We start from the raw sequence: 19,671 nt of genomic DNA, 5'->3' as shown, positions 1-19,671 counted from the left end.
CTTTGCCCCTGCGGCGTGTTTTGGGCATCATCGGCGTCCTCTGTTCAAGGTTCGGACGAGCTTTTTTCTGTGTACCGGTGGTGGCGCCGGCGGGGGTTGTTTTTTTTCGACCACCGGAACGACCACTTTTTTTCCGGCCAGTGCGTCCAGAATCAATTCCAGGTCCAGCAGTCGCGAGCGCGGGTCATCCCAGGGGCGTTCCTTGAAGGACAGGAGGTTCTTTTCCTGATTGAACGCGACCGTGCCGCCACCATTGCGAATCAGGTCGATCAGGGCGGATGGATGGATGTTGGGTTGGGAATGAAAGGTGACCGCCGCCCCCTTGGGACCGGCTTCCAGTTTGACGACCTTGAGGTGGATACACCTTCTTTTGATGGCCACCAACTGGAGCAAATGTTCCACCGAGGCGGGAAGCGGTCCGAAGCGATCGATGAATTCAATCTTCATTTCCGCCGTTTCCTCGGGAGATTTCAACTCGGCGACCCGTTTGTACATGGTCAGGCGCAGATTCATGTCCGAGACATAGGTGTCGGGAATGTTGGTCGAAAGGTTGAGATTGATCAGGGGGACGATCTCTTCCTCCTCGGTCGGGAGGGACCGGTTGGCGGCTTCTCCACGGACGCCGACCGCATCGACAGCCTCCTTGAGCATCTGGTTGTAGAGTTCGAAACCGACCTCCTTGATGTGACCCGACTGTTCTTCTCCCAGGACGTTGCCGACCCCGCGGATTTCCATATCCTGGCTGGCGAGCATGAATCCCGATCCGAGTTCCCCAAGTGTTTCGATGGCTTCGAGTCGTTTGCGGGCATCGGCGGATTGGGCCTGAAGGGGCGGGGTCAGCAGGTAGGCATAGGCCCGATGGCGTGATCGTCCGACCCGTCCCCGCAGTTGATGCAGCTGGGCCAGGCCAAAATGGTCGGCCCGGTGGATGATGATGGTATTGGCGCTGGGAATATCGACACCGTTTTCGATGATGGTGGTACACAGCAACAGGTTGAACTCCTGGCGATAGAACGAAACCATGATGCGTTCGAGTCGCCCTTCGGCCATTTGCCCGTGGGCGATTCCCACCTTCGCCTCGGGAACCAGTTCCATCAACCGGCTGGCCATCCGTTCGATTTCCTGGACCTTGTTGTAGACATAGAACACCTGCCCCCCCCGATAGATTTCCCGGAGAATCGCTTCGCGAATCCGGGCGGGAGAATATTCGGTGACGAAGGTGCGGATGGCGAGTCGGTTGCTGGGCGGGGTGGCGATGATGGAGATGTCGCGGATTCCCGACATGGCCATATGCAACGTCCGTGGGATGGGGGTGGCGGACAGGGTCAGAATATCGATATTGGCCCGCATTTTCTTGATTCGTTCCTTGTGGCCGACACCGAACCGTTGTTCCTCGTCCACGACCAGCAGGCCAAGGTCCTTGAACCGGACGTCCTCCTGGAGAAGGCGATGGGTGCCGATGACGATGTCCACCTTTCCTTCAACGATTTTTCCGGCCAGTTCCGTGAGTTCCCGGGCGGTTTTGAACCGTGACATCATGGACACGTTGAACGGATACGGGGCGAAGCGACGGGAGAAGGTTTCATAGTGTTGCTGCGCCAGGATCGTGGTCGGCGTGAGAATGGCCACCTGTTTTCCATCCATGACGGCGCGAAAGGCCGCGCGCAGCGCCACTTCCGTCTTGCCGAACCCGACGTCGCCGCAGATAAGCCGATCCATCGGGCGTTCCGAGGCCATGTCCGAAAGAACCGCCTCGATCGCCTGGCTCTGGTCGGGTGTTTCGTCGTAGGGGAAGGATGTGGCGAATTCATGATCCGCGGCATGTGGGCTGGAAAACCGGATCCCTCGGGCCAACTCCCTCTGTGCTTGAACCCCGACCAGTTCCGCCGCCATTTCCAGGATTTTCTTCTTGACCTTCTGTTTGGTCTTTTTCCACTTCGTCCCCCCGAGCCGGTCGAGAACCACTGCCTCGGACCCGGCATATTTGCTGACCCGATCGAGGTTTTCCACCGGCACGTAGAGTTTGTCCGCGTCGGCATAGGTCAGGAGGAGAAAATCATTCTGGATCCCTCCGACCGTCAGGGTGTTGAGACCGCCAAAACAGCCGATGCCATGATCGGCGTGAACAACGAAACTTCCTTCCTTGAGGTTGCGAAACGACGCCAGAATCCGGTCGAGAAATTGCGGATCGGTTTGTTTGCGCCGGGCGCGTGTCCCCAGGATGTCTCCTTCGTTGAAGACACTCAGGCGCAGTTGGGCCTGGGTGAAACCGCGGGCCAGGTCGCCCAGGACCAGTTGAATCCGTTCGGGGGGACGATTCAGGGCTTCGTTCCACGAACGGGCATTTTCCGATTTCAGGTGGTGGTCCGAAAGAAGTGTACCGATCCGGTCGCGTTGTCCCATCGAACGGGCGGAAATGATGATGCGGTGCTGGTGTTTTCGACCGTCCATGATCCGGAAAATGACCTGTTCCAGGGCCGGATTGCCCGGTGACGGCTCTTCGTGTCCCGCGGCGTCGAATTCGGGAATCGCCGCAAAACCGAACGATGTCCCCGTGTCCCCTTCTGCCACCGTCACGACATGGAACAGGTCGAAGGAGGCGATCAATCCGCTCGGGGTGTCATAAAACCGGTCGATCGGTAGCAGACGGGCGTTTTCGGCGTTATCCTCGCGGGAGAGTTGTTCACGTTGGTGATGCACCTTCTCGGCGAAGGCGACCGCGGCGGGTTCGACATCTTCGTCCAGAAGGATCCGGGTTTCCGGGGGAAGATAGTCGATCAACAGATCGGTCGATTCGTAGAACAGGGGGAGGAAACGTTCCATCCCTTGAAATTTTCCCCCCAGTGAGACCGCCTTGTAGATTTCATCCTGGGCCGACTTGCCGCCGAAGGTTTCCCGATACTGCGTCCGGAAACAACGGATGGTCTCTTCGGTCAGGAGGACCTCGCTCATGGGGAGGGTTTCCACCTGGGCGGTCCGCCGGGTGGAACGTTGTGATTGTATGTCGAAATGGCGGATCGTTTCCACCTGATCGCCGAACAGTTCCAGTCGGACCGGTTCCTCGAAACCCGGAGGAAAAAGGTCGATGATTCCTCCTCGTGCCGCGAATTCTCCCGGCTCTTCGATCTGGGTGGCGGGACGGTAGCCGGAGGTCATCAGGAACCGCTTGAAGGCGGAAATGTCGAGCTGGTCCGATTCCCGAAGCGAAAATCCGTGTTGTGCCAGCAGTTGGCGTGGCATGAGCCGTTGCATCAGCGCCATGGGGGTGGTGATGACGATGGCCTGGCGGAATCCCGCCGCGTTTTCGGGGCGAACGACTCCGGTGCCTGACATTTGGGTCAGGCGATAAAGGGTGGAGATCCGTTCACCGACGATGGGACCATAAGGGGAGAGTGGTTCGAAGGGCAGTATTTCCCAGGCGGGAAAGGGGAGAATGGCGACAGGCAGGTGCCGGCTTCCCTGAAAAAGCAACAGTTCACGATAGATGGCCTCGGCACGGGTTGTTTTTCCGGTGACGATCACCAGGGGATGGGGCAGTTGCCCGGCCCATTCGAGGGCCATCAGGCTCATGGTGGCCCCGGGCAGGTGATTGAGAATGCCATAAGGTCTTCCCGTACTGGCGAAGCGCCCATGCACCCGTTCCATCAGAAAGGAGGTCAGCAGCGTCGATTCCATAGGGGGCGAATGCAACCGTGGCCGGCTGCGCTGAAGGGTGATCCGTCGAAAAAAATACCTGGGATGGTTGAGCCGTTTCAGCGCCTGGGTCAAGGAATTTCCACGGGAACCTTCTTTTTTATGAGGCGAACGTTTGCACACAACCCATTTTCGGGACTTTATCGCAACGCGACAATTCTTTCCCAGCCGTGCCGTCCGATCAATGGGACAAAGGTGCAGCCAAAATGGGATGTGACGGTTGGTCGCCCCTGTTCGTCGCGGGTGACGGTTGCAAGCGTTTGCAGGGAACGGCTGCCGTGGGGGATGACGAGTGTTCCATGAACGGGTTTGAGTTGTTCGAGCAGAGGAGGCGGAATCGAAGGAGCCCCGGCGGTGACGACGATGCCATCGTAGGGGGCCTGTTCCGGGTATCCCAGGGTGCCGTCGGCGTGAATTCCCTCGATATTGTCGAGTCCAAGGGCATGCCATCGTTGTCGCGCTGCATTCAGAAGAGCGGGTATCCGTTCCAGGGTGATGACCCGAGCTGCCAGTCGGGAAAGGATGGCCGCGCCGTATCCCGACCCCGCGCCTATTTCAAGAATGGTTCCCTGACCGTCGGGGTTGAGCAATTGGGCCATGATGGCCACCATGTAGGGTTGGGAGATCGTCTGGCCCGCTTCGATGGGCAATGGACCGTCGCCATAGGCCTCTTCGCGGTGAATGGCGGCAACGAAGCGTTCCCGGGGGATGGTGGCCATCGCCGCCAATACCAGGGGATGGCCAATACCACGCGGACGAAGGTGACGTTCGATCATCTCTTCGCGCAAGTGATGTACGTCCGGATCATCGATGGACGTTTCCCTGGTTGATGCATTTTCCCGAGTCACAAGGGTCCTCCTTGTCTTCCGGAGACAGGAATCCGGGATCCGACAGAAAAAGAAGCGCTTGCGGCGTGATGGGAATCGTATAAAATCATGATCATCGTCATTGTGGTCACCGCTTTACGGGGAGTTGAATCATGAAACGTCGAGAATTTCTCCAATCTTCCGCACTGGCCGCGACCGCCATGGCCTGGGGGGCTCCGGCGCTTGCCGAGACCTCGCCCGCGAACACCCCCCCCGGCGCCACGCCCCGGGCCGAGATTCGTCGTTTTCGCGACCTGGGAAAAACCGGAATCCGCATGAGCGACATTTCCTTCGGCGCGGGGAGTGTCCCTTCCGGCTCCCTGATACTGCGGGCAATCGACCGCGGAATCAACTATTTCGACACCGCTCCCGACTATGGTCCCAGCGAGGATCATTTTGGCGAAGCCATGAAACGTATCAAGGACCGGGAAAAAATAAAGATCGCCTCCAAATTTTGTCATCCCATTCCCTACCAGGAAGGGAAAAGTCATCTGGGTCTCGGAACCACGGTCGCGGAATACATCGCCGCGGTGGACAACAGCCTCAAACGGATGGGCACCGGGTATCTGGACGTGGTGTTTGTCCACGCCATCGGGGAAAGGAATGATCTGGAACAGGAACGGCGGCGCATGCTTGATGAAAACATGCTTACCGCCGTGGACCGCCTGAAAAAGGAAGGGAAGATCCGACACCTGGCGGTGTCGTCCCACGGGCCCCATGGCATGGAATCCTTGATGCTGGAGGCAGTGAACTCGGGTCATTTCGATCTTGTCATGATGGCTTTCAACTTTATGAAATTCCCTCGTATTCCCGAAATCATGCGCCTGGCGCGGCAAAAAGGGGTCGGGGTGATCGCCATGAAGACCCTGGCGGGGGCCAGGGAGAGTGGGGCCAAACTCGAAGCGGGACAGTTCGAACAGGCGGCCCTCAAATGGGTCCTGAACCATGAGGAGGTCAGTGGTCTGGTCGTGACCTTCAAGTCGGTCCAGGATCTGGATCTTTTTCTTCCCGCCTCGGGGCAGACCATGACTGCCGGGGATCGAACCATTCTTGAACACTATGCCGCCCTGCACGGCGACCAGTATTGCCGTACCGGATGTGGCGAGTGCGCCGGGGTTTGCGAGCAAAAGGTCGATATTGCCACGATCCTGCGCTATCAGATGTATTTTCAAAATTATGGCGATGAAAAACGGGCCATGGAATCCTATGCCGCCCTCGATGGATCGGCGCGTCCCTGCCTGGAATGTACCAACCGGGCATGCGCCAACGCCTGTCCCCACGGTTTGCCGATCGCCTCCCGGCTTGTCGCGGCACACAAAACGTTGACCCTGTCGTTCATGGCATAAGCTCCTGAAGGGGGAGCGTCACAGTGCCTTGATGAGTCTTGATTTTTCCTTGGAGCGTGCGATGTCCCTTGGGGCAATACGGAACTCGGCAGTCATGAAGGATGGGCGATGAGCAAAAAATCGCGTCCCCATGATCAATTTCTGAAAATCATGCTTTCCGATCCGGAGCGGGCAAAGGCATTGTTGCATGAACGACTGCCACCGGAGATTGTGAGGCATCTTTCTTCCGAGGCGCCAACACTTGTTTCAGGATCCTTCATCGATGAACACTTGCGTTCCCACCTGAGTGATCGCCTGTTCCAGGTGCGGACTCGTGGAGGATTCGTCGCCTTGCTGTACGTGCTGATCGAACACAAAAGCCAGCCGGCGCCGAAAATTGGATGGCAGTTGCTGCGGTACCTGGTGGAAGCCCTGAAACAATGGGAAAGGCAGCAGGTTTCATGGGAGCGTCTTCCGGCCATCATTCCGTTTGTATTTTACCATGGCGCCACGGAATGGAAAATTCCCAAGGATTTTATCTCCCTGGTGGATGCGGAAGAAGGGTGGAAGCCGTATCTTCTCGATTTTCGATTTCACGTCATGGATCTTGGTACCATCGAGGATCGTTTGCTGTCACGGAAACCAGGTCTTGATGCCTGGTTGTTGGCGGCCAAATACGCAACCCGGGATCAATTACAAGGAAATGTCATTGGCGCCCTTGTCGAATCATTGAAGAACACGACGATGGAGGAATTCCATCTGATCGTTCGTTATATTGTCGAAACGTTTGTCACCTTTGACGATCAGGCGGTACGCCAGATGATCCGGTGGGTTCACCCGGAGGAGGAGGAAAAGATGATGTCGAAGTTTGCCCGGGAGATCATTGCTCGGGAAAAGCCGGAATGGTTGAAAAAAGGACTGCTCGCCGGTGAAAGGAAAGGGCGTCAGGAGGGGCGTCAGGAGGGGCGTCAGGAGGGGCGTCACGAGGGCGCGGTCATGACCCTGAGACGCCTGCTGGTCCATAAATTTGGTCCGGTCTTGACCGCAGCGGTGGAGGAAAAGTTGCAACAGGGAACGTTGGAAGAACTTATCATCTGGACCGATCGGGTGTTGGATGCCCGGTCTCTGGGGGATGTCTTTGGTGCATGAAATTTCAACTTCCGGAAACGATGCCACCAAGGTGGTTGCCAAAGAGCCCCACCCCTTGATCCGGTGGGCATTGCTTCTTGTGCTGCCTTTCCTTGCTTTTTTGATCTGGCGGGATGGGCAACGCTATGATCCCGACGTGCTTGACCTTGCTTCATCGGGAGGGACCGGAAGCGGGAATCGTGATCTTTCCTGGATTCCTTCGGAGATGCCGCCTTTGTTTCGGCAGGGCGCCCTGCGACAGTTTGACAAGGACAACCTGTCCGATTATGTCAATGGCCATGCCGAGGCCTACCTGAGCGCGGGTTTCAAAGGATTGATCGTGGCGGAATATGGTTTTCGGGGTGAGGAAAAATCGCCGCGTCTGACCGTCGATATCTATGACATGGGTCAGCCGTTGCACGCCTTTGGCATGCTCATGAGTGAAATCCCGGCCAACGTCCGCGAAGTGGCCGTTGGCGCCATGGGGTTCGACATGGGGCAGGGGATTGATTTCATTCAGGGCAGATGGTTCGTCAAGGTGACCGCGTTCGCACCGGATCTGGCCACGGAAGCGATGGCAAGACAGCTGGCTGAACGATTGGCGCAAACAACGGAACCCTCCGAACTGGTGATCGGATTTCCCGAGCTGGGAACGGTGGTCGCGACCCGTTTCATCAAGGAGAACTATCACGGCCTGGAATTTTTCGACGATGTTCTTGAACGCACATTCAAACGGGAAGATACTGTTTTCCAGGCATTCCTCCTGACAGGAACACCTCGGTCGCTGGCGGAACGCAACAATGCCTTGCTGGAGTTTCTGGCCCGGGAAAAAATTCCCACCACGATGGTGGCGGATGGCGGCCTGCCCCACAGGGTGATCCATGATCCCTATGAAGGGGATTGGTTTCTGGTGGAACGGGAATATCGGATGCTTGGGGTGTTCGGAATGGCCTTTTCTCCATTGGAGGGGGCGTTGAAAAAATTTTTCAAGCCATGAGTGGCCACCGGAAAAGCCGGACCATCGTCAAGGTTCAATCCGAATTCAGCCGGCGCCAGTTTGTTTGGCGCATGGGAACCCTTGTGGGAATTTCGGCGACTCTGGTTGGTGGCGGGGTGTTGTTGCACGGAGAACAACCGGTGCGCCATCCGGAGGAACGGATTGCCACATTGAAGGATTTTCGCATCGCCGCGGACCAGAGGTTTCCCCTGATGGCGATCGTTCATGGGCAGGAGGTGGAAACGATGCTTCGAACCGCCCTGGACACCCTTGGCGGTCTGGGACGGTTCATTCAAAGGGGTGATCGGGTTCTGCTCAAACCCAATGTCGGTTGGGACCGGATGCCGGAGCAGGCGGCCAATACCGGACCCGAACTGGTGGGGGCGATGGTCCGATTGTGTCGGGAGGCGGGGGCGCAAACGGTATGGGTGACCGATGTTTCCCTCAACGATCCAGGGCGTTGTTTTTTTCGCTCCGGGATCGAGGCGGCGGCCCACCAGGCGGGCGCCCGGGTGTTTCTTCCGGGGAAGGACGACTTTCTCCCCACCGACATGGGGGGGCGCGTCCTGAACATCTGGCCGGTCAACCGTTTGTTTCATGAGGTGGACAAGGTCATCAATCTTCCGATCGTCAAACATCATTCCCTCTGTGGATGCACGTTGGCGATGAAAAATTGGTATGGTGTTCTCGGGGGGCGGCGCAACCAGTTGCATCAGGATATTCATGCCTCCATTGCCGATCTGGCGGCGGCGGTTCGACCGACTCTGACGGTCATGGATGCCGTGCGGGTATTGAAACACAATGGACCGACGGGCGGCAGCCTGGAGGATGTGGCACGGGAAGATACCCTGATTGCCTCGCTCGATGAGGTCGCCCTCGACAGTTATTGTCTTAAATTTCTCGAATTGCAGCCGGAACAGGTGGCGTTTCTCGCCGTGGCGGAAAAACGGGGGCTGGGAACGGTTCGCTGGCGCGAATTGAACTTCGTCGAAACCCGGATCTGACCGGTCCTGATCGGGAAGACGGGACCGTCGTCCAGGGGTCAGGGCCGGTCCAGGCATTCGCTCAGGCGGGTGACAAGTTGCTCCATCAGCACGAACCAACCTTCTTCACCCATCGGCCCGTCGCTGCCCAGGGGATCGAGCGTTCCTTTGCGGATGGCGTGGTTGGCAAGGAGGGTGTCGATGATGGCGGGTTCGAACTGCGGCTCCGCAAAAATACATCGGCTTCCCGACTGAACGATCCGGGTATGGATTTCCTTGAGGCGGTGGGCGGAAATCGGACGTTCCGGATTGATGCTGATGAAGCCGGCGCAAGTCAAACCAAACCGGTTCTCGAAATAGTGATAGGCATCGTGAAAGACGAGAAACGGTTTTCCTTGTACGTGTGACAGCCGCTTTTGGAAGTCGGCGGTCGATCGTTCGATCCTTTTTTCCAACCCGAGGGCGTTGTCGCGGTATCGGGCAGCCATGGGGGGATCGATTTCTTCGAGGGTTTGCGCAATCCATCGTACCATGGCGACGGCGTTGACCGGATCGAGCCACAGATGCATGTCCGATGTGCCAGGGTGGTGGTTTCCATCGACCGCGGGTGTTTCATCGGTTGCCAAACGTTCAACGGTTTCCCGATTGGGTAGCAGGACCAGGCCAGGGGTTTGATGCAGAGCAACGACTTTGGCATTGGTCGCCAGTTGCGCCAAAGGCTTGACCAGGAAGGTCTCCAGATCCCGGCCAATCCAGAACACCACGTCGGCATGGCGCAACAGGGCCGCTTCCGAGGGACGGAGGGCGTGCGCATGCGGTGAGGCGATTCCCGGCAACAATAAATCTGGTTCACCGGTTCCCTTCATGACACCCGCGACCAGGGAATGAATCGGCTTGATGCTGACGACGACCCGCGGACCCGCCCACCCCTCCAGGGGAAAAATGGCCAGAAACAAAAACCAGACGGCGAGCAGACCGGATTGAAGCGTCATGGAACGAGCCATTGGGTTTTCGCGGGCAAGGGCTTGAGAAAACGACGGCCTGAAGAATTCGGGAAATTGATTTGGCCTCCACGAATTAATGATATATCATCACTGATTGAAGGTCAATTTTCTGTTCGGTAGTCCGTTATCTTCCTGTATTGAGCCTGGAGCGGAGAATGCAATCGGTTTTTCCATCCCTGGAGCACGACCATGACCATTGCCGGGAAAAAATTCTGGGGCAGGCGGATTTGATTTGTGAACGGGAAAATGTTCGTCTGACACCCCAGAGACGCGAGGTCTTGACCATTTTATCGGCAAGCCATCGCTGTCTGGGGGCCTATGACATCCTGGAACGGATGGTTGGGCCAGAGGGAAGGAGACCGGCGCCGATGGCAGTGTATCGTTCCTTGGAGTTTTTGATGGATATGGGATTCGTCCATCGCATTGCCAGCCGCAACGCCTATGTTGCCTGCGTCGCACCGGGGCACGGTCGGGGGATTCAATTTTGGATCTGTCGCCATTGTGGCTGGGTCGGCGAAACCGAATCGAGCACCCTGGACCGTGTCTTGCCCAGGGAGGCGCGGGACCTGGGATTCGCGTTGGAATCGGTCAATGTGGAAGTGGAGGGGACCTGCGGCGCGTGCCGTTCCCAGGGGAATCGGCGGGGGGAAGGATGACCTCGATCAGGACGACGGGTGAATTGTTGCTCGCGGCGCGTGGGGTCGATTGTATCCTTGGGGGGCGGAAGGTGCTGGATCGGGTCGATCTTGAAGTTCATGCGGGAGAGATCGTGACGGTCATCGGACCGAATGGGGCGGGCAAGACGACCCTGCTCAAGGTCCTTCTCGGGATTCGCGGGGTCGCCGCGTCGCGAATCTGGCGCAAACCGGGGATTCGCCTGGGTTATGTGCCCCAGAACATGCCCATCGATCCGGTTCTGCCATTGACCGTGGCCCGGTTTCTCAGGCTCGGTGTGGAAAAACGTTCGGAGGAGACGCTTCGTCAGACCCTGGACATGACCGGAATCGCCCATTTGTTCGATGCCCAGGTCCATGGATTGTCGGGAGGGGAATTCAAACGGATGGTTCTGGCTCGGGCGTTGTTGGGCAATCCGGATGTCTTGATTCTGGATGAACCGGTCCAGGGGGTCGATTATTCGGGAGAGATGGAACTGTATCAACTGATCGGGACGTTGCGCGATCGTTTTGGTTGGGGGGTTCTTCTGGTGTCGCACGATTTGCATATCGTCATGAGGGCGACCGATCGGGTGGTCTGTCTCAACCATCATGTCTGCTGCACCGGGCAACCGGAGCAGGTCAGCAACCATCCGCAATTCAGAGCACTTTTTGGCGATCAGGTTGTCCGGGCCTTGGCGGTGTATCACCACCATCACCGATGCAACGACCATTGACACCGTGGATCCGCGGTGGCGGGGGTGGGTGATGTTTTCGGGGAAAGGTTGGTCTTGATGGTGGACATCCTGTGGCTGTCCTGGCTTGCGGGGCTGGGGGTGGCGGTGGTGAGCGGACCTTTGGGATGTTTCGTCGTTTGGCGCCGGATGGCCTATTTTGGCGATACCATGTCCCATGGCGCCTTGCTGGGCGTGGCTGCCGGCTTGATGATCGGGGAGGGGGATCCAACCGTCGGGGTCGTGGCGGTGAGTGGCACCATCGCGGTGCTTCTGTATCTGTTGCGACGACAACGGACACTGGCGAGCGATACCCTGTTGGGAATCCTGTCCCATGGCGCCTTGTCCCTGGGATTGGTGGTCCTGGGCTTCATGACCTGGGTTCGGATCGATCTGATGGGATACCTTTTTGGCGACATTCTGGCGGTTTCCCTGGCGGATGTCGTGGGCATCCTGGTGGGGGGGGCGGTTGTCCTGGCGATCCTGGCCAGGATCTGGAATCCCTTGCTGCTTGTCACCGTTCACGAAGACCTGGCCCGTGCCGAAGGGATCGCGGTGGATCGCGTGCAACTTGTTTTCATGCTGCTGATCGCAATCGTCATCGCCATGACCATGAAAATCGTCGGCGTTCTTCTGGTGACCTCGATGTTGATCATTCCCGCCGCCACGGCACGCAATTTGATTCGAACTCCGGAAGCCATGGCGGTGTTCGGGGCCATGTTCGGGGTGGTTGCGGTATCTGTCGGCTTGACGGCCTCCTATCATTGGGATATCCCTTCCGGACCGTCCATCGTGGTGTCGGCGATGGTTCTTTTTCTGTCGAGTCTTCTTTATTCCCGGCTGCGCAAGGTCAACGATCCATGAAATCAATGGTGACGGAGGTGGCGTTCATGATCCATGGATCGATCCGTGTTTGATTTTTCCGCTCCGTTGGATCTGGATCGCTTCGATTATGATCTTCCGCGGGAGCGTATTGCCCAGACGCCGGCATCCCCGAGGGATGCGGCCCGTCTGCTGGTGAGTCATCGGGAGGGGGTTGGGGACCGTATGGTTCGCGACCTGCCGCTTCTCCTCGATCCTGGTGATCTTCTGGTATTCAACGATACCCGGGTCATTCCGGCCCGATTGTCGGGAAAAAAGCCGACCGGCGGTCACATGGAGGTTTTTCTGCTGCGTCCCCTGGAAGAGGTGGGCCATTGGGAGGCATTGGTCAAGAGCAACAAGAAAATTTCATCGGGACAACGGGTCATCGTCGGCGCGGATTTCGAGGTTGTCGTCACGGACCGGACCGAGGCGGGTTTCAGGGTATTGCTGCATCACCCTGGCCGGTCGGTTGAAGAGGTATTGGAGCGCCACGGCCAGGTGCCGTTGCCGCCCTATATCGCGCCGAATCCCGATCGTGGTGATCGCGAACGCTACCAGACCGTTTTTGCCCGTCATGCCGGGGCGGTGGCGGCGCCAACGGCGGGGTTGCATTTTACCACGGAATTGTTCCAGTCGTTGAAGGAACGTGGCATCGGTTGCGCATGGACGACGTTGCATGTGGGGTTGGGAACCTTTCAACCTTTGCGCGGGACAGCGATTTCGGGACGAACACTTCATGCGGAATGGTGCCGTCTTTCGCTGGAGACGGTGGCGGCCATCGAGGAGACCAAAAAGGGGGGGGGAAGGGTGGTCGCCGTCGGGACAACCGTGGTGCGAACCTTGGAGAGTGTCCGCCGTCGTCTGGGCGGGCTTCATCCCTGGCAGGGGGAGACCAACCTGTTTCTCCAACCGGGAGATGAGTTCCATGTCGTCGATGGTTTGATCACCAACTTTCATTTGCCACGATCGAGTCTTTTATTGTTGGTCGCGGCTTTTGCCGGGCTTGGCCGTTTGGACCGTGATTATGCGCATGCCATGGCGCATGGTTATCGATTCTATTCCTATGGCGACGCATCACTGGTGTGGCCCGAGCGGGCCTGAAAAACAAGAAGACGTGCCATGACCATGACCCATCCTCGAATCGTGCATGGAATCCGATGAGTTCCCCTTTTTCTTTCGAATCCATTGCCACCGATCCCTGCGGCGCCCGGTTGGGTCGGCTGCACACGGCCCACGGAATCGTCGAAACCCCGATCTTCATGCCCGTGGGGACCCAGGCGACGGTCAAGGCGATGACTCCGGGGGAACTGGAGAACCTGGGGGCCAGGATCGTCCTGGCCAATACCTACCATCTGTTCTTGCGGCCTGGGGCCGAACGCATTGCCCGTCTGGGAGGTTTGCACCGGTTCATGAACTGGCAGCGGCCGATTCTGACCGATTCGGGCGGCTATCAGGTATTCAGTCTCGGGCCTCTGTGCCGTATCAGCGAAGAGGGGGCCTTGTTTCACTCCCATATCGATGGTTCAAGGCATTTCCTGAGTCCCGAGGAGGCGATCCGGGTGCAGGAAACTCTCGGGTCCGACATCATGATGCAGTTGGATGAATGTCCTGCGGGCGATGCCCCGCGGGAGCGGGTGGCCGCGGCCATGGCTCTGTCATTGCGGTGGGGCGCACGGTGCAAGTCGGCCCGCGATCCGGAAAAATCGGATCGTGCCCTGTTTGGCATCATGCAGGGGGGCAGCGATGAGTCGTTGCGGCGTGAATCGGCGGCGGGACTGGTGGATCTGGGGTTCGACGGATATGCCATCGGGGGGTTGTCGGTAGGGGAGTCACGGGCGACGATGATGGCGGTCCTGTCCTATGCCCCACAATTGTTGCCCAGCGAAAAACCCCGTTATCTCATGGGGGTGGGCAAACCGGAAGACATCGTCGATGCCGTGGCGCTTGGCGTGGACATGTTCGATTGCGTGTTGCCGACCCGGAATGCACGCAATGGACAGTTGTTTACCCGGAAGGGACCATTCAATATCAAGCGGGCCGAAAATCGTGACGATCCGGGACCGATCGATCCTTGTTGTGGTTGCGATGCCTGCCGCCACTACAGTCGCGCCTATCTGCGACACCTGTATATCGGTCGCGAAATCCTGGGCATGCGCCTGATGACGTTGCACAATCTTCATTTTTATCTCGATTTGACCCGCGCCATGAAGGATGCCATCCGTCGCAAGGGGTTTACCGCATTTCAACGGGCGTTTCATGGTGCCCTGGCGGGGGAAAAGCCTGAATATTGATCCATGACGGGTATTTTTTGTTTCAGTTGATCGGTCGGTAGAAACCATCCCGTTGGACCGGTTGGAATCCCATGGCCCGGATGCTGTCGAGAATTCGGTTTTTATCGTTTTTCGGGGCGTGCCCTGCCTGGTCAAGAACGTTTTCCTCGAACAACAACCCGCCATAATCGTCGGCCCCCGCCAGAAGGCCCAGTTGCCCGGCACGCATGTTTTCGCTGAACCATGAACTTTGAATGTGGGGAATGTTATCCAGCACCAGCCGCGCCAGCGCAATCAGGCGTGGATAATCGATGGCCGGGGCTGGTTGCCGGATCTGCCGTCCCAGGGGGGTTGTGCCTGGTTTGAACGACCAGGGGATGAATGATGAAAATCCGCCTGTTCGTTCTTGAAGGGAACGGAGGGACAACAGGTGATCCACGATGTCTTCGGCGGTTTCGATGTGACCGTACATCATGGTCGCGGTCGTCTTGAATCCCATTCCGTGGGCCGATTCCATGAGGTCGAGCCATTCATCGGCACGGCATTTGGCGGGAGAGATTCGTTGTCGAACGGAATCCGCAAGAATTTCCGCACCGCCGCCGGGGATGGTGCGAATGCCTTCATCCCACAGTGTTTTCAGGACATGTTCGACGGTTGTTTCCTCCTGTTGGGCCATGAACAGAATTTCGGGAGGGCTGAACGGATGCAGATGGATCTGGGGGAAGGCATAAACGATGGCCCGAATGAGGGCGACCCAGTCGTCCAGGGTCAGGGCGGGATCATGCCCCCCTTGAATCAGTACTGTGGTCGCCCCTTGGGAAACAGCTGGGGTCAATCTTTGTATGAGTTCTTCCGTGGTCAGGCGATAACCGTCCTTTTCATCACGCCAGAAGGCGCAGAAGGAACACCGGGTGTGACAGATATTGGTATGGTTGGGATTGGTATCGAATACCCAGGTGACTTCATTGCCGGGATGGAGGTGTTTTCGCATTGCCAATCCCTGGCGCATGAGTTCGCCAAGGGGGGATCGGGTCAAGAATTCCAGGGCCTGGGTCCGGTTGAGCCGTTCTCGGGAATGGATCTCTGGAACAACCGGTTTCTCCGGTGGGGTGGTGTTTTCTTTTGATAACATATTGTTCCTTATATATTTTTGTAGCTTCTTTCCTGGAATACGGGTTCGTTGCCCAATTGTTTCCATGTGTTGAGAAAGTGATGTTGACCTGCTTCCTCTTCCGGACCGAGTTTCCAGGAGATGTGCTTCAGGTAGGAGAGGATTTCCTGTGGGGGCATGAGGTTATTGGGTTCGTATGCGGTTTGTTGCAGCAGTTCTTCGCGTCGGGCGTCGATTTCCGACAGCCAGGAGTGGATGTCATTTTTCTGTTGTGGATTGATGGTAGATGCCATGACCCAGCGGGCGAAGACGAATGGAAGTTGGGTATTGATGAACCAGCGCTGTGACAGATCGGTAATGAATTGATCGTTTCCGTGTCGTTGGCGGATGAGGGCGGCGTTTCCGATGAGGAGTTCGCCATCGGGGGTATCTTCCGGGGTGGCGAGGGTGGGGATTCCGGGATGATGTGTTCGCATTTTCCAGAGGAGTGACAGGAGGCGGACGGAAGAGACCGATTCCGTGGTGATACGAACGGTGGATTGTGATGAAAATGCGTCAAAGGCGATTCTGGAGAAGAGGGCGACGCTCCGTACCGGGCCACGAGCGGCCAGGCCAAAGTTTAATAATTCAAATTTATCTTGAGGAACAAGATGTAATCCGCCAACGGGAATCGCTCCCGCGATCAGTTTACCATGTGACAATTCCTGGATCATTTGTTGCGGTGTCCGCAATACCTGGTGGCATCCGGGGGGGGGGGGGGGATCAGGACAAAGGGACGCATGTTCAGATAGGGGACGATTCCGATGGCGGGTTCGAGACGCATGATGGTGTTCCAGGGAAAAAATTATTGAAAAAAGGGTAACTGCCCAGGCACCCCCCCGGGTTTAATTATTGAAAGAAAAAAGGGGTCTGGGGGATTGCCCCCAGGGTTTTGACTTTGTTTTTGACTTTGTTTTTGATTTTGAGTAACTCCCCAGGTACCCCCGGGTTTAATTATTGAAAGAAAAAAGGGGTCTGGGGGATTGCCCCCAGGGTTTTGATTTTGTTTTTGATTTTGTTTTTGATTTTGTTTTTTACGCGCCATTTCACCCGAAGCAAGATTCCCGCGTGGTTTTTGCGGGAATCTTGCGTAGGCGCGCGCCTTGGTTTGCCCTTCTTCGCGGTTTTTGCGAAGAAGGGCAAACGCACTGCTGGTTGTGCAGCCTGGAAACTTGCAATGTGTCCTGGTCTTTTCGCAAAAACCGCGAAAAGACCAGGACAAGGGCGCGCGCCTGCGCGAATTTCCGCAAAAACCGCGGAAATTCGCTTCGGGTGAAATGGCGCGTGGAAAAACAAAGTCAAAAACAAAACCCTGGGGGCAATCCCCCAGACCCCTTTTTTTTTTCAATAATTTTTCAACAATTGAAACCGACCATCCCTTCGCACGGGATCAAACCCCGCTCCGCGAATGATCGCCCTCAACGCTTTTGGTGTCAGGCCCGCCGGGGTATCGGCCCCCGCCGCGTGGGCAATGCGTTCCTGGCCAATGACCCCGTCCATGTCATCCGCCCCCCAGGACAACCCCACCGCCGCTGTCTCAATCCCCATCATCGGCCAATAGCTCTTGATGTGCGAAATATTGTCCAAGATTAAACGAGACATGGCGATGATCGCCAGGTTTTCCAAAGGAGATAAGGACCGGGAATCGGCAGGATTGGAAAACTGTCTCGTCAATGGAATGAACGCCGTGAATCCACCCGTCCGATCCTGAAGATCACGTAACGCCAATAAATGATCGATCCGCTCCATCCACCCTTCCCCCAGCCCACAAAGCATGGTCGCGTTGCTGAACAGGCCCAAACGATGCGCCGTCTCATGGATCTGGAGCCATCGTTCCGATGATATTTTGTTGGGGAACAATTGTTTACGTATGTTCTCGGAAAACAGTTCCGCCCCGCCCCCCGGCAAACCATCGAGTCCTGCCTTTTGCAACCGCTCCAGGACCACCGCTACCGGTAGTTCCGTGTTCCGGGCGAACCAGTCGATCTCGACCGCAGTGAATCCCTTGATGGTCATGCGCGGATGACACCGTCGCAAAGCTCCGACCAGTTCCAGAGAACGGGCAAGGTTCCACATGTCGTTCAAACCACCGACAATATGAACCTCATCCGGTTCACTCTCGGCTACCCGGTCAAGAATTTCCGGTAAACCAAGAACATATCCCTTTGAGGAACCGGGAGATACGCCAAACCGACACACCTTGCATCCGGCATGGCAGATATTGGAAGGATTGACATGCAGATTATGGACGTAGGTCGTTGTTTTCCCATGACGATCAAGGCGTTGCCCGTGGGCCAGCGTCCCCACGGTGGACCAGTGGTCTTCCCGGGATTGGACGATCAGGGTCCATGCTTCGGTCCGATTCAGGCGGTTGGATGTATGGGTTTCCATGGATTCATTTCCAGTTCGTCGGGGGACAAGGGTTCCAGGAGATCGGCCAGAAGACGACAATGGGTTTTCATGTTTTCCTGCAACCCTTTCCTGGCGCCATCGTCCGCCAGGTCGCTGATCAGTTTGATCAGGGTGCAGGGAATTTCCGCTTCATGACAGACCGCGACAATCGCCGCCCCTTCCATGTCCACCAGGTCGCCCCACTGGGAAAGCGTTGTTCGCAAACGGGTATCGAACACCGGTTCCGTGACGGTCAACAACCTTTTTTCCTTCCGGGCGGCACCAAAGGAAGCCTCCGGTTTCCCTGGATTCTCGCGACCATACCAGAAAACAGGTGACAAGGGTCGATCCGTGTCGATCAATGAGGCATGGGTCACCTTGATTTTCGACCCGATCGTCATCTCGGGCGTCAATCCTCCAGCCAAACCTGCATTGACGATTCCCTGGGGTTCGCATTTCTCGATCAACGCCCAGGTTCCCGCACGGGCAGCCTCGGGTCCCATTCCGGTCACAATGGCCCAGGAAACGGCTTCTTCTGATTCCATGCGGTACAGTGGAAATGGGGCGTCGGCAACTTTCAGGGCCGATTTTCGCCGCAGAAAAGGAGAAGCCTCCCAACGGGCGGCAAAGATCCAGCCAACGTTCATGGGGTTCATGAAAGCAACCCCGCGCGATGTGCCCGAGACTCCAATTCACAAAGCGCCATCCAACCCCTGTCGCCAAAATCCTCGGTATACCGGTTGACAAAAAGTCGCACATGACGATCCAATACCTCGGGGGCCATTTCACAGGCATGCCGGCGCATGTAGTCCTCAAGGTCGGAACTTCCATGACGGGCCAGGGAAAGGCTTTGTTTCATGAGGGTTTCCACCGCATGTCCCCATTCGGCATGCAACGAGGAACGGATGGCGCAACACCCCAAAGGAAGGGGCAGACCGGTTTCTTGCCGCCACCACCGACCCAGGTCCAGAACGTGTTCGAGGCCGTGGTCGGCGAAGGTAAACCGGGTTTCATGAATGATGACCCCGGCATCGAATGCTCCCGAGGCGATTGCCGGGGCGATCCGGTCGTAGGGGAGGAAATGATGGTCTCCCTCGCCTGGGACCAGCATGCGGTACAACAGATAGGCGGTGGTATACCGTCCCGGAAATACCAGGCGCCGACCGGCAAGGTCTTGTATGGTGCATGGACGGTTGGCGACCACGACCGGTCCTTCGCTGTCGGTAAAGGCGCCGCCGATATGCAAAAGTGTGTATTGATGCCGTGCCGACATCCAGGCGTGTACCGAAAGTTTGGTGACATCGAAAGACCCATCGAGTGCGGATCGATTCAATGTTTCAATATCCAACAGATGGACCTTCCAGTCCGTCTCCGGATACTGGACCAGACCCAGGGCAATGGCGCCGAACAGAAAGGTGTCGTTGGGACAGGGAGAAAACGCCAGGGAAAAGTGCATGGAAGATGATGATTGGTGAAATGGCGCGTGGAAAAAAAAACAAAGTCAAAAACAAAGTCAAAACCCTGGGGGCAATCCCCCATATATGGTCCACCCCGCAGATGCGAGAGGAAATTTCATCGATAGTGAAGGAAGAGTTGCACCCATATATCCGGCC

General features: G+C 57.0%; 18 protein-coding genes. 9 read left to right on the top strand and 9 right to left on the bottom strand.

The genetic code is table 11. The annotated features are described in order from the left end of the window. Positions 1 to 27: 27 nt before the first annotated feature. Together mfd and HQL76_10460 are read right to left on the bottom strand one after the other, a co-directional pair. Positions 28 to 3,768 carry a transcription-repair coupling factor gene (mfd, locus tag HQL76_10465; protein ID MBF0109587.1) on the bottom strand — a complete coding sequence of 1,247 codons (3,741 nt, stop codon included), beginning with the start codon at positions 3,766 to 3,768 and terminating at the stop codon, positions 28 to 30. A 65-nt stretch (positions 3,769 to 3,833) separates the two neighbouring features. Further along, positions 3,834 to 4,469, bottom strand: coding sequence for a protein-L-isoaspartate(D-aspartate) O-methyltransferase (locus HQL76_10460; GenBank protein MBF0109586.1), 636 nt, complete (start codon positions 4,467 to 4,469; stop codon positions 3,834 to 3,836). A 203-nt stretch (positions 4,470 to 4,672) separates the two neighbouring features. Between HQL76_10460 and HQL76_10455 the strand changes: the two genes are divergently transcribed. From HQL76_10455 to HQL76_10440, 4 genes are all read left to right on the top strand, one after another. Then, a complete protein-coding gene (locus tag HQL76_10455; GenBank protein ID MBF0109585.1) occupies positions 4,673 to 5,905 on the top strand; it encodes an aldo/keto reductase in 1,233 nt (410 codons plus the stop codon). Between the two features lie 108 nt (positions 5,906 to 6,013). After that, on the top strand, positions 6,014 to 7,033 hold the full coding sequence (locus HQL76_10450; protein ID MBF0109584.1) for an Rpn family recombination-promoting nuclease/putative transposase: 1,020 nt from the start codon (positions 6,014 to 6,016) through the stop codon (positions 7,031 to 7,033). Further along, entirely contained in the window at positions 7,026 to 8,009 is a 984-nt protein-coding gene (locus HQL76_10445) for a hypothetical protein (protein ID MBF0109583.1), read from the top strand. Before HQL76_10450 ends, HQL76_10445 begins: the two co-directional genes overlap by 8 nt. Next, positions 8,006 to 9,013: a DUF362 domain-containing protein gene (locus HQL76_10440; protein MBF0109582.1), complete on the top strand. Its 1,008-nt coding sequence runs from the start codon at positions 8,006 to 8,008 to the stop codon at positions 9,011 to 9,013. Before HQL76_10445 ends, HQL76_10440 begins: the two co-directional genes overlap by 4 nt. Positions 9,014 to 9,051: 38 nt before the next feature. Here HQL76_10440 and HQL76_10435 read toward each other — a convergent pair whose 3' ends face one another. After that, positions 9,052 to 9,984 (bottom strand): zinc ABC transporter substrate-binding protein, encoded by a 933-nt coding sequence (locus HQL76_10435; protein ID MBF0109581.1) that lies wholly within the window; start codon positions 9,982 to 9,984, stop codon positions 9,052 to 9,054. Positions 9,985 to 10,151: 167 nt separating this feature from the next. On the opposite strand from HQL76_10435, the gene HQL76_10430 reads away from it, so the two are divergent. Genes HQL76_10430 through tgt form a run of 5 tightly spaced genes read left to right on the top strand, consistent with a single transcriptional unit; the run spans position 10,152 to position 14,538 of the window. Further along, complete coding sequence (locus HQL76_10430; GenBank protein ID MBF0109580.1) at positions 10,152 to 10,652, top strand: transcriptional repressor; 501 nt, start codon at positions 10,152 to 10,154, stop codon at positions 10,650 to 10,652. Continuing rightward, the gene (locus tag HQL76_10425; GenBank protein MBF0109579.1) at positions 10,649 to 11,386 is read left to right on the top strand and encodes a metal ABC transporter ATP-binding protein; all 738 of its coding nucleotides are present in this window, start codon (positions 10,649 to 10,651) and stop codon (positions 11,384 to 11,386) included. Before HQL76_10430 ends, HQL76_10425 begins: the two co-directional genes overlap by 4 nt. 57 nt (positions 11,387 to 11,443) lie before the next feature. Beyond that, positions 11,444 to 12,247, top strand: coding sequence for a metal ABC transporter permease (locus tag HQL76_10420; GenBank protein ID MBF0109578.1), 804 nt, complete (start codon positions 11,444 to 11,446; stop codon positions 12,245 to 12,247). A 33-nt stretch (positions 12,248 to 12,280) separates the two neighbouring features. Continuing rightward, positions 12,281 to 13,348, top strand: a complete 1,068-nt coding sequence (gene queA / locus HQL76_10415) for a tRNA preQ1(34) S-adenosylmethionine ribosyltransferase-isomerase QueA (GenBank protein ID MBF0109577.1) — start codon at positions 12,281 to 12,283, stop codon at positions 13,346 to 13,348. Positions 13,349 to 13,404: 56 nt separating this feature from the next. Further along, entirely contained in the window at positions 13,405 to 14,538 is a 1,134-nt protein-coding gene (gene tgt, locus HQL76_10410) for a tRNA guanosine(34) transglycosylase Tgt (GenBank protein MBF0109576.1), read from the top strand. A 22-nt stretch (positions 14,539 to 14,560) separates the two neighbouring features. Here the strand turns inward: tgt and HQL76_10405 are convergent, their stop codons facing one another. The 6 genes from HQL76_10405 to HQL76_10380 all read right to left on the bottom strand — a co-directional run bounded on the left by HQL76_10405 (position 14,561) and on the right by HQL76_10380 (position 19,514). Next, a complete protein-coding gene (locus HQL76_10405; protein ID MBF0109575.1) occupies positions 14,561 to 15,649 on the bottom strand; it encodes a CofH family radical SAM protein in 1,089 nt (362 codons plus the stop codon). 8 nt (positions 15,650 to 15,657) lie between these two features. After that, positions 15,658 to 16,341, bottom strand: a complete 684-nt coding sequence (locus tag HQL76_10400; protein ID MBF0109574.1) for a hypothetical protein — start codon at positions 16,339 to 16,341, stop codon at positions 15,658 to 15,660. A gap of 131 nt (positions 16,342 to 16,472) precedes the next feature. After that, positions 16,473 to 17,015 (bottom strand): hypothetical protein, encoded by a 543-nt coding sequence (locus HQL76_10395; GenBank protein ID MBF0109573.1) that lies wholly within the window; start codon positions 17,013 to 17,015, stop codon positions 16,473 to 16,475. Beyond that, positions 17,012 to 18,058, bottom strand: coding sequence for a CofH family radical SAM protein (locus HQL76_10390; protein MBF0109572.1), 1,047 nt, complete (start codon positions 18,056 to 18,058; stop codon positions 17,012 to 17,014). The genes HQL76_10395 and HQL76_10390 overlap by 4 nt, the downstream gene beginning before the upstream one ends. After that, positions 18,031 to 18,714 carry a hypothetical protein gene (locus tag HQL76_10385; GenBank protein ID MBF0109571.1) on the bottom strand — a complete coding sequence of 228 codons (684 nt, stop codon included), beginning with the start codon at positions 18,712 to 18,714 and terminating at the stop codon, positions 18,031 to 18,033. The genes HQL76_10390 and HQL76_10385 overlap by 28 nt, the downstream gene beginning before the upstream one ends. Beyond that, on the bottom strand, positions 18,711 to 19,514 hold the full coding sequence (locus tag HQL76_10380; protein MBF0109570.1) for a 1,4-dihydroxy-6-naphthoate synthase: 804 nt from the start codon (positions 19,512 to 19,514) through the stop codon (positions 18,711 to 18,713). Before HQL76_10380 ends, HQL76_10385 begins: the two co-directional genes overlap by 4 nt. Positions 19,515 to 19,671: the final 157 nt, after the last annotated feature.

This window comes from Magnetococcales bacterium, assembly GCA_015228815.1.
GTDB lineage: Bacteria > Pseudomonadota > Magnetococcia > Magnetococcales > UBA8363 > UBA8363.
The sequence above is the reverse complement of the archived record's forward strand: the minus strand, read 5'-3'. Positions and strand labels throughout refer to the sequence as shown.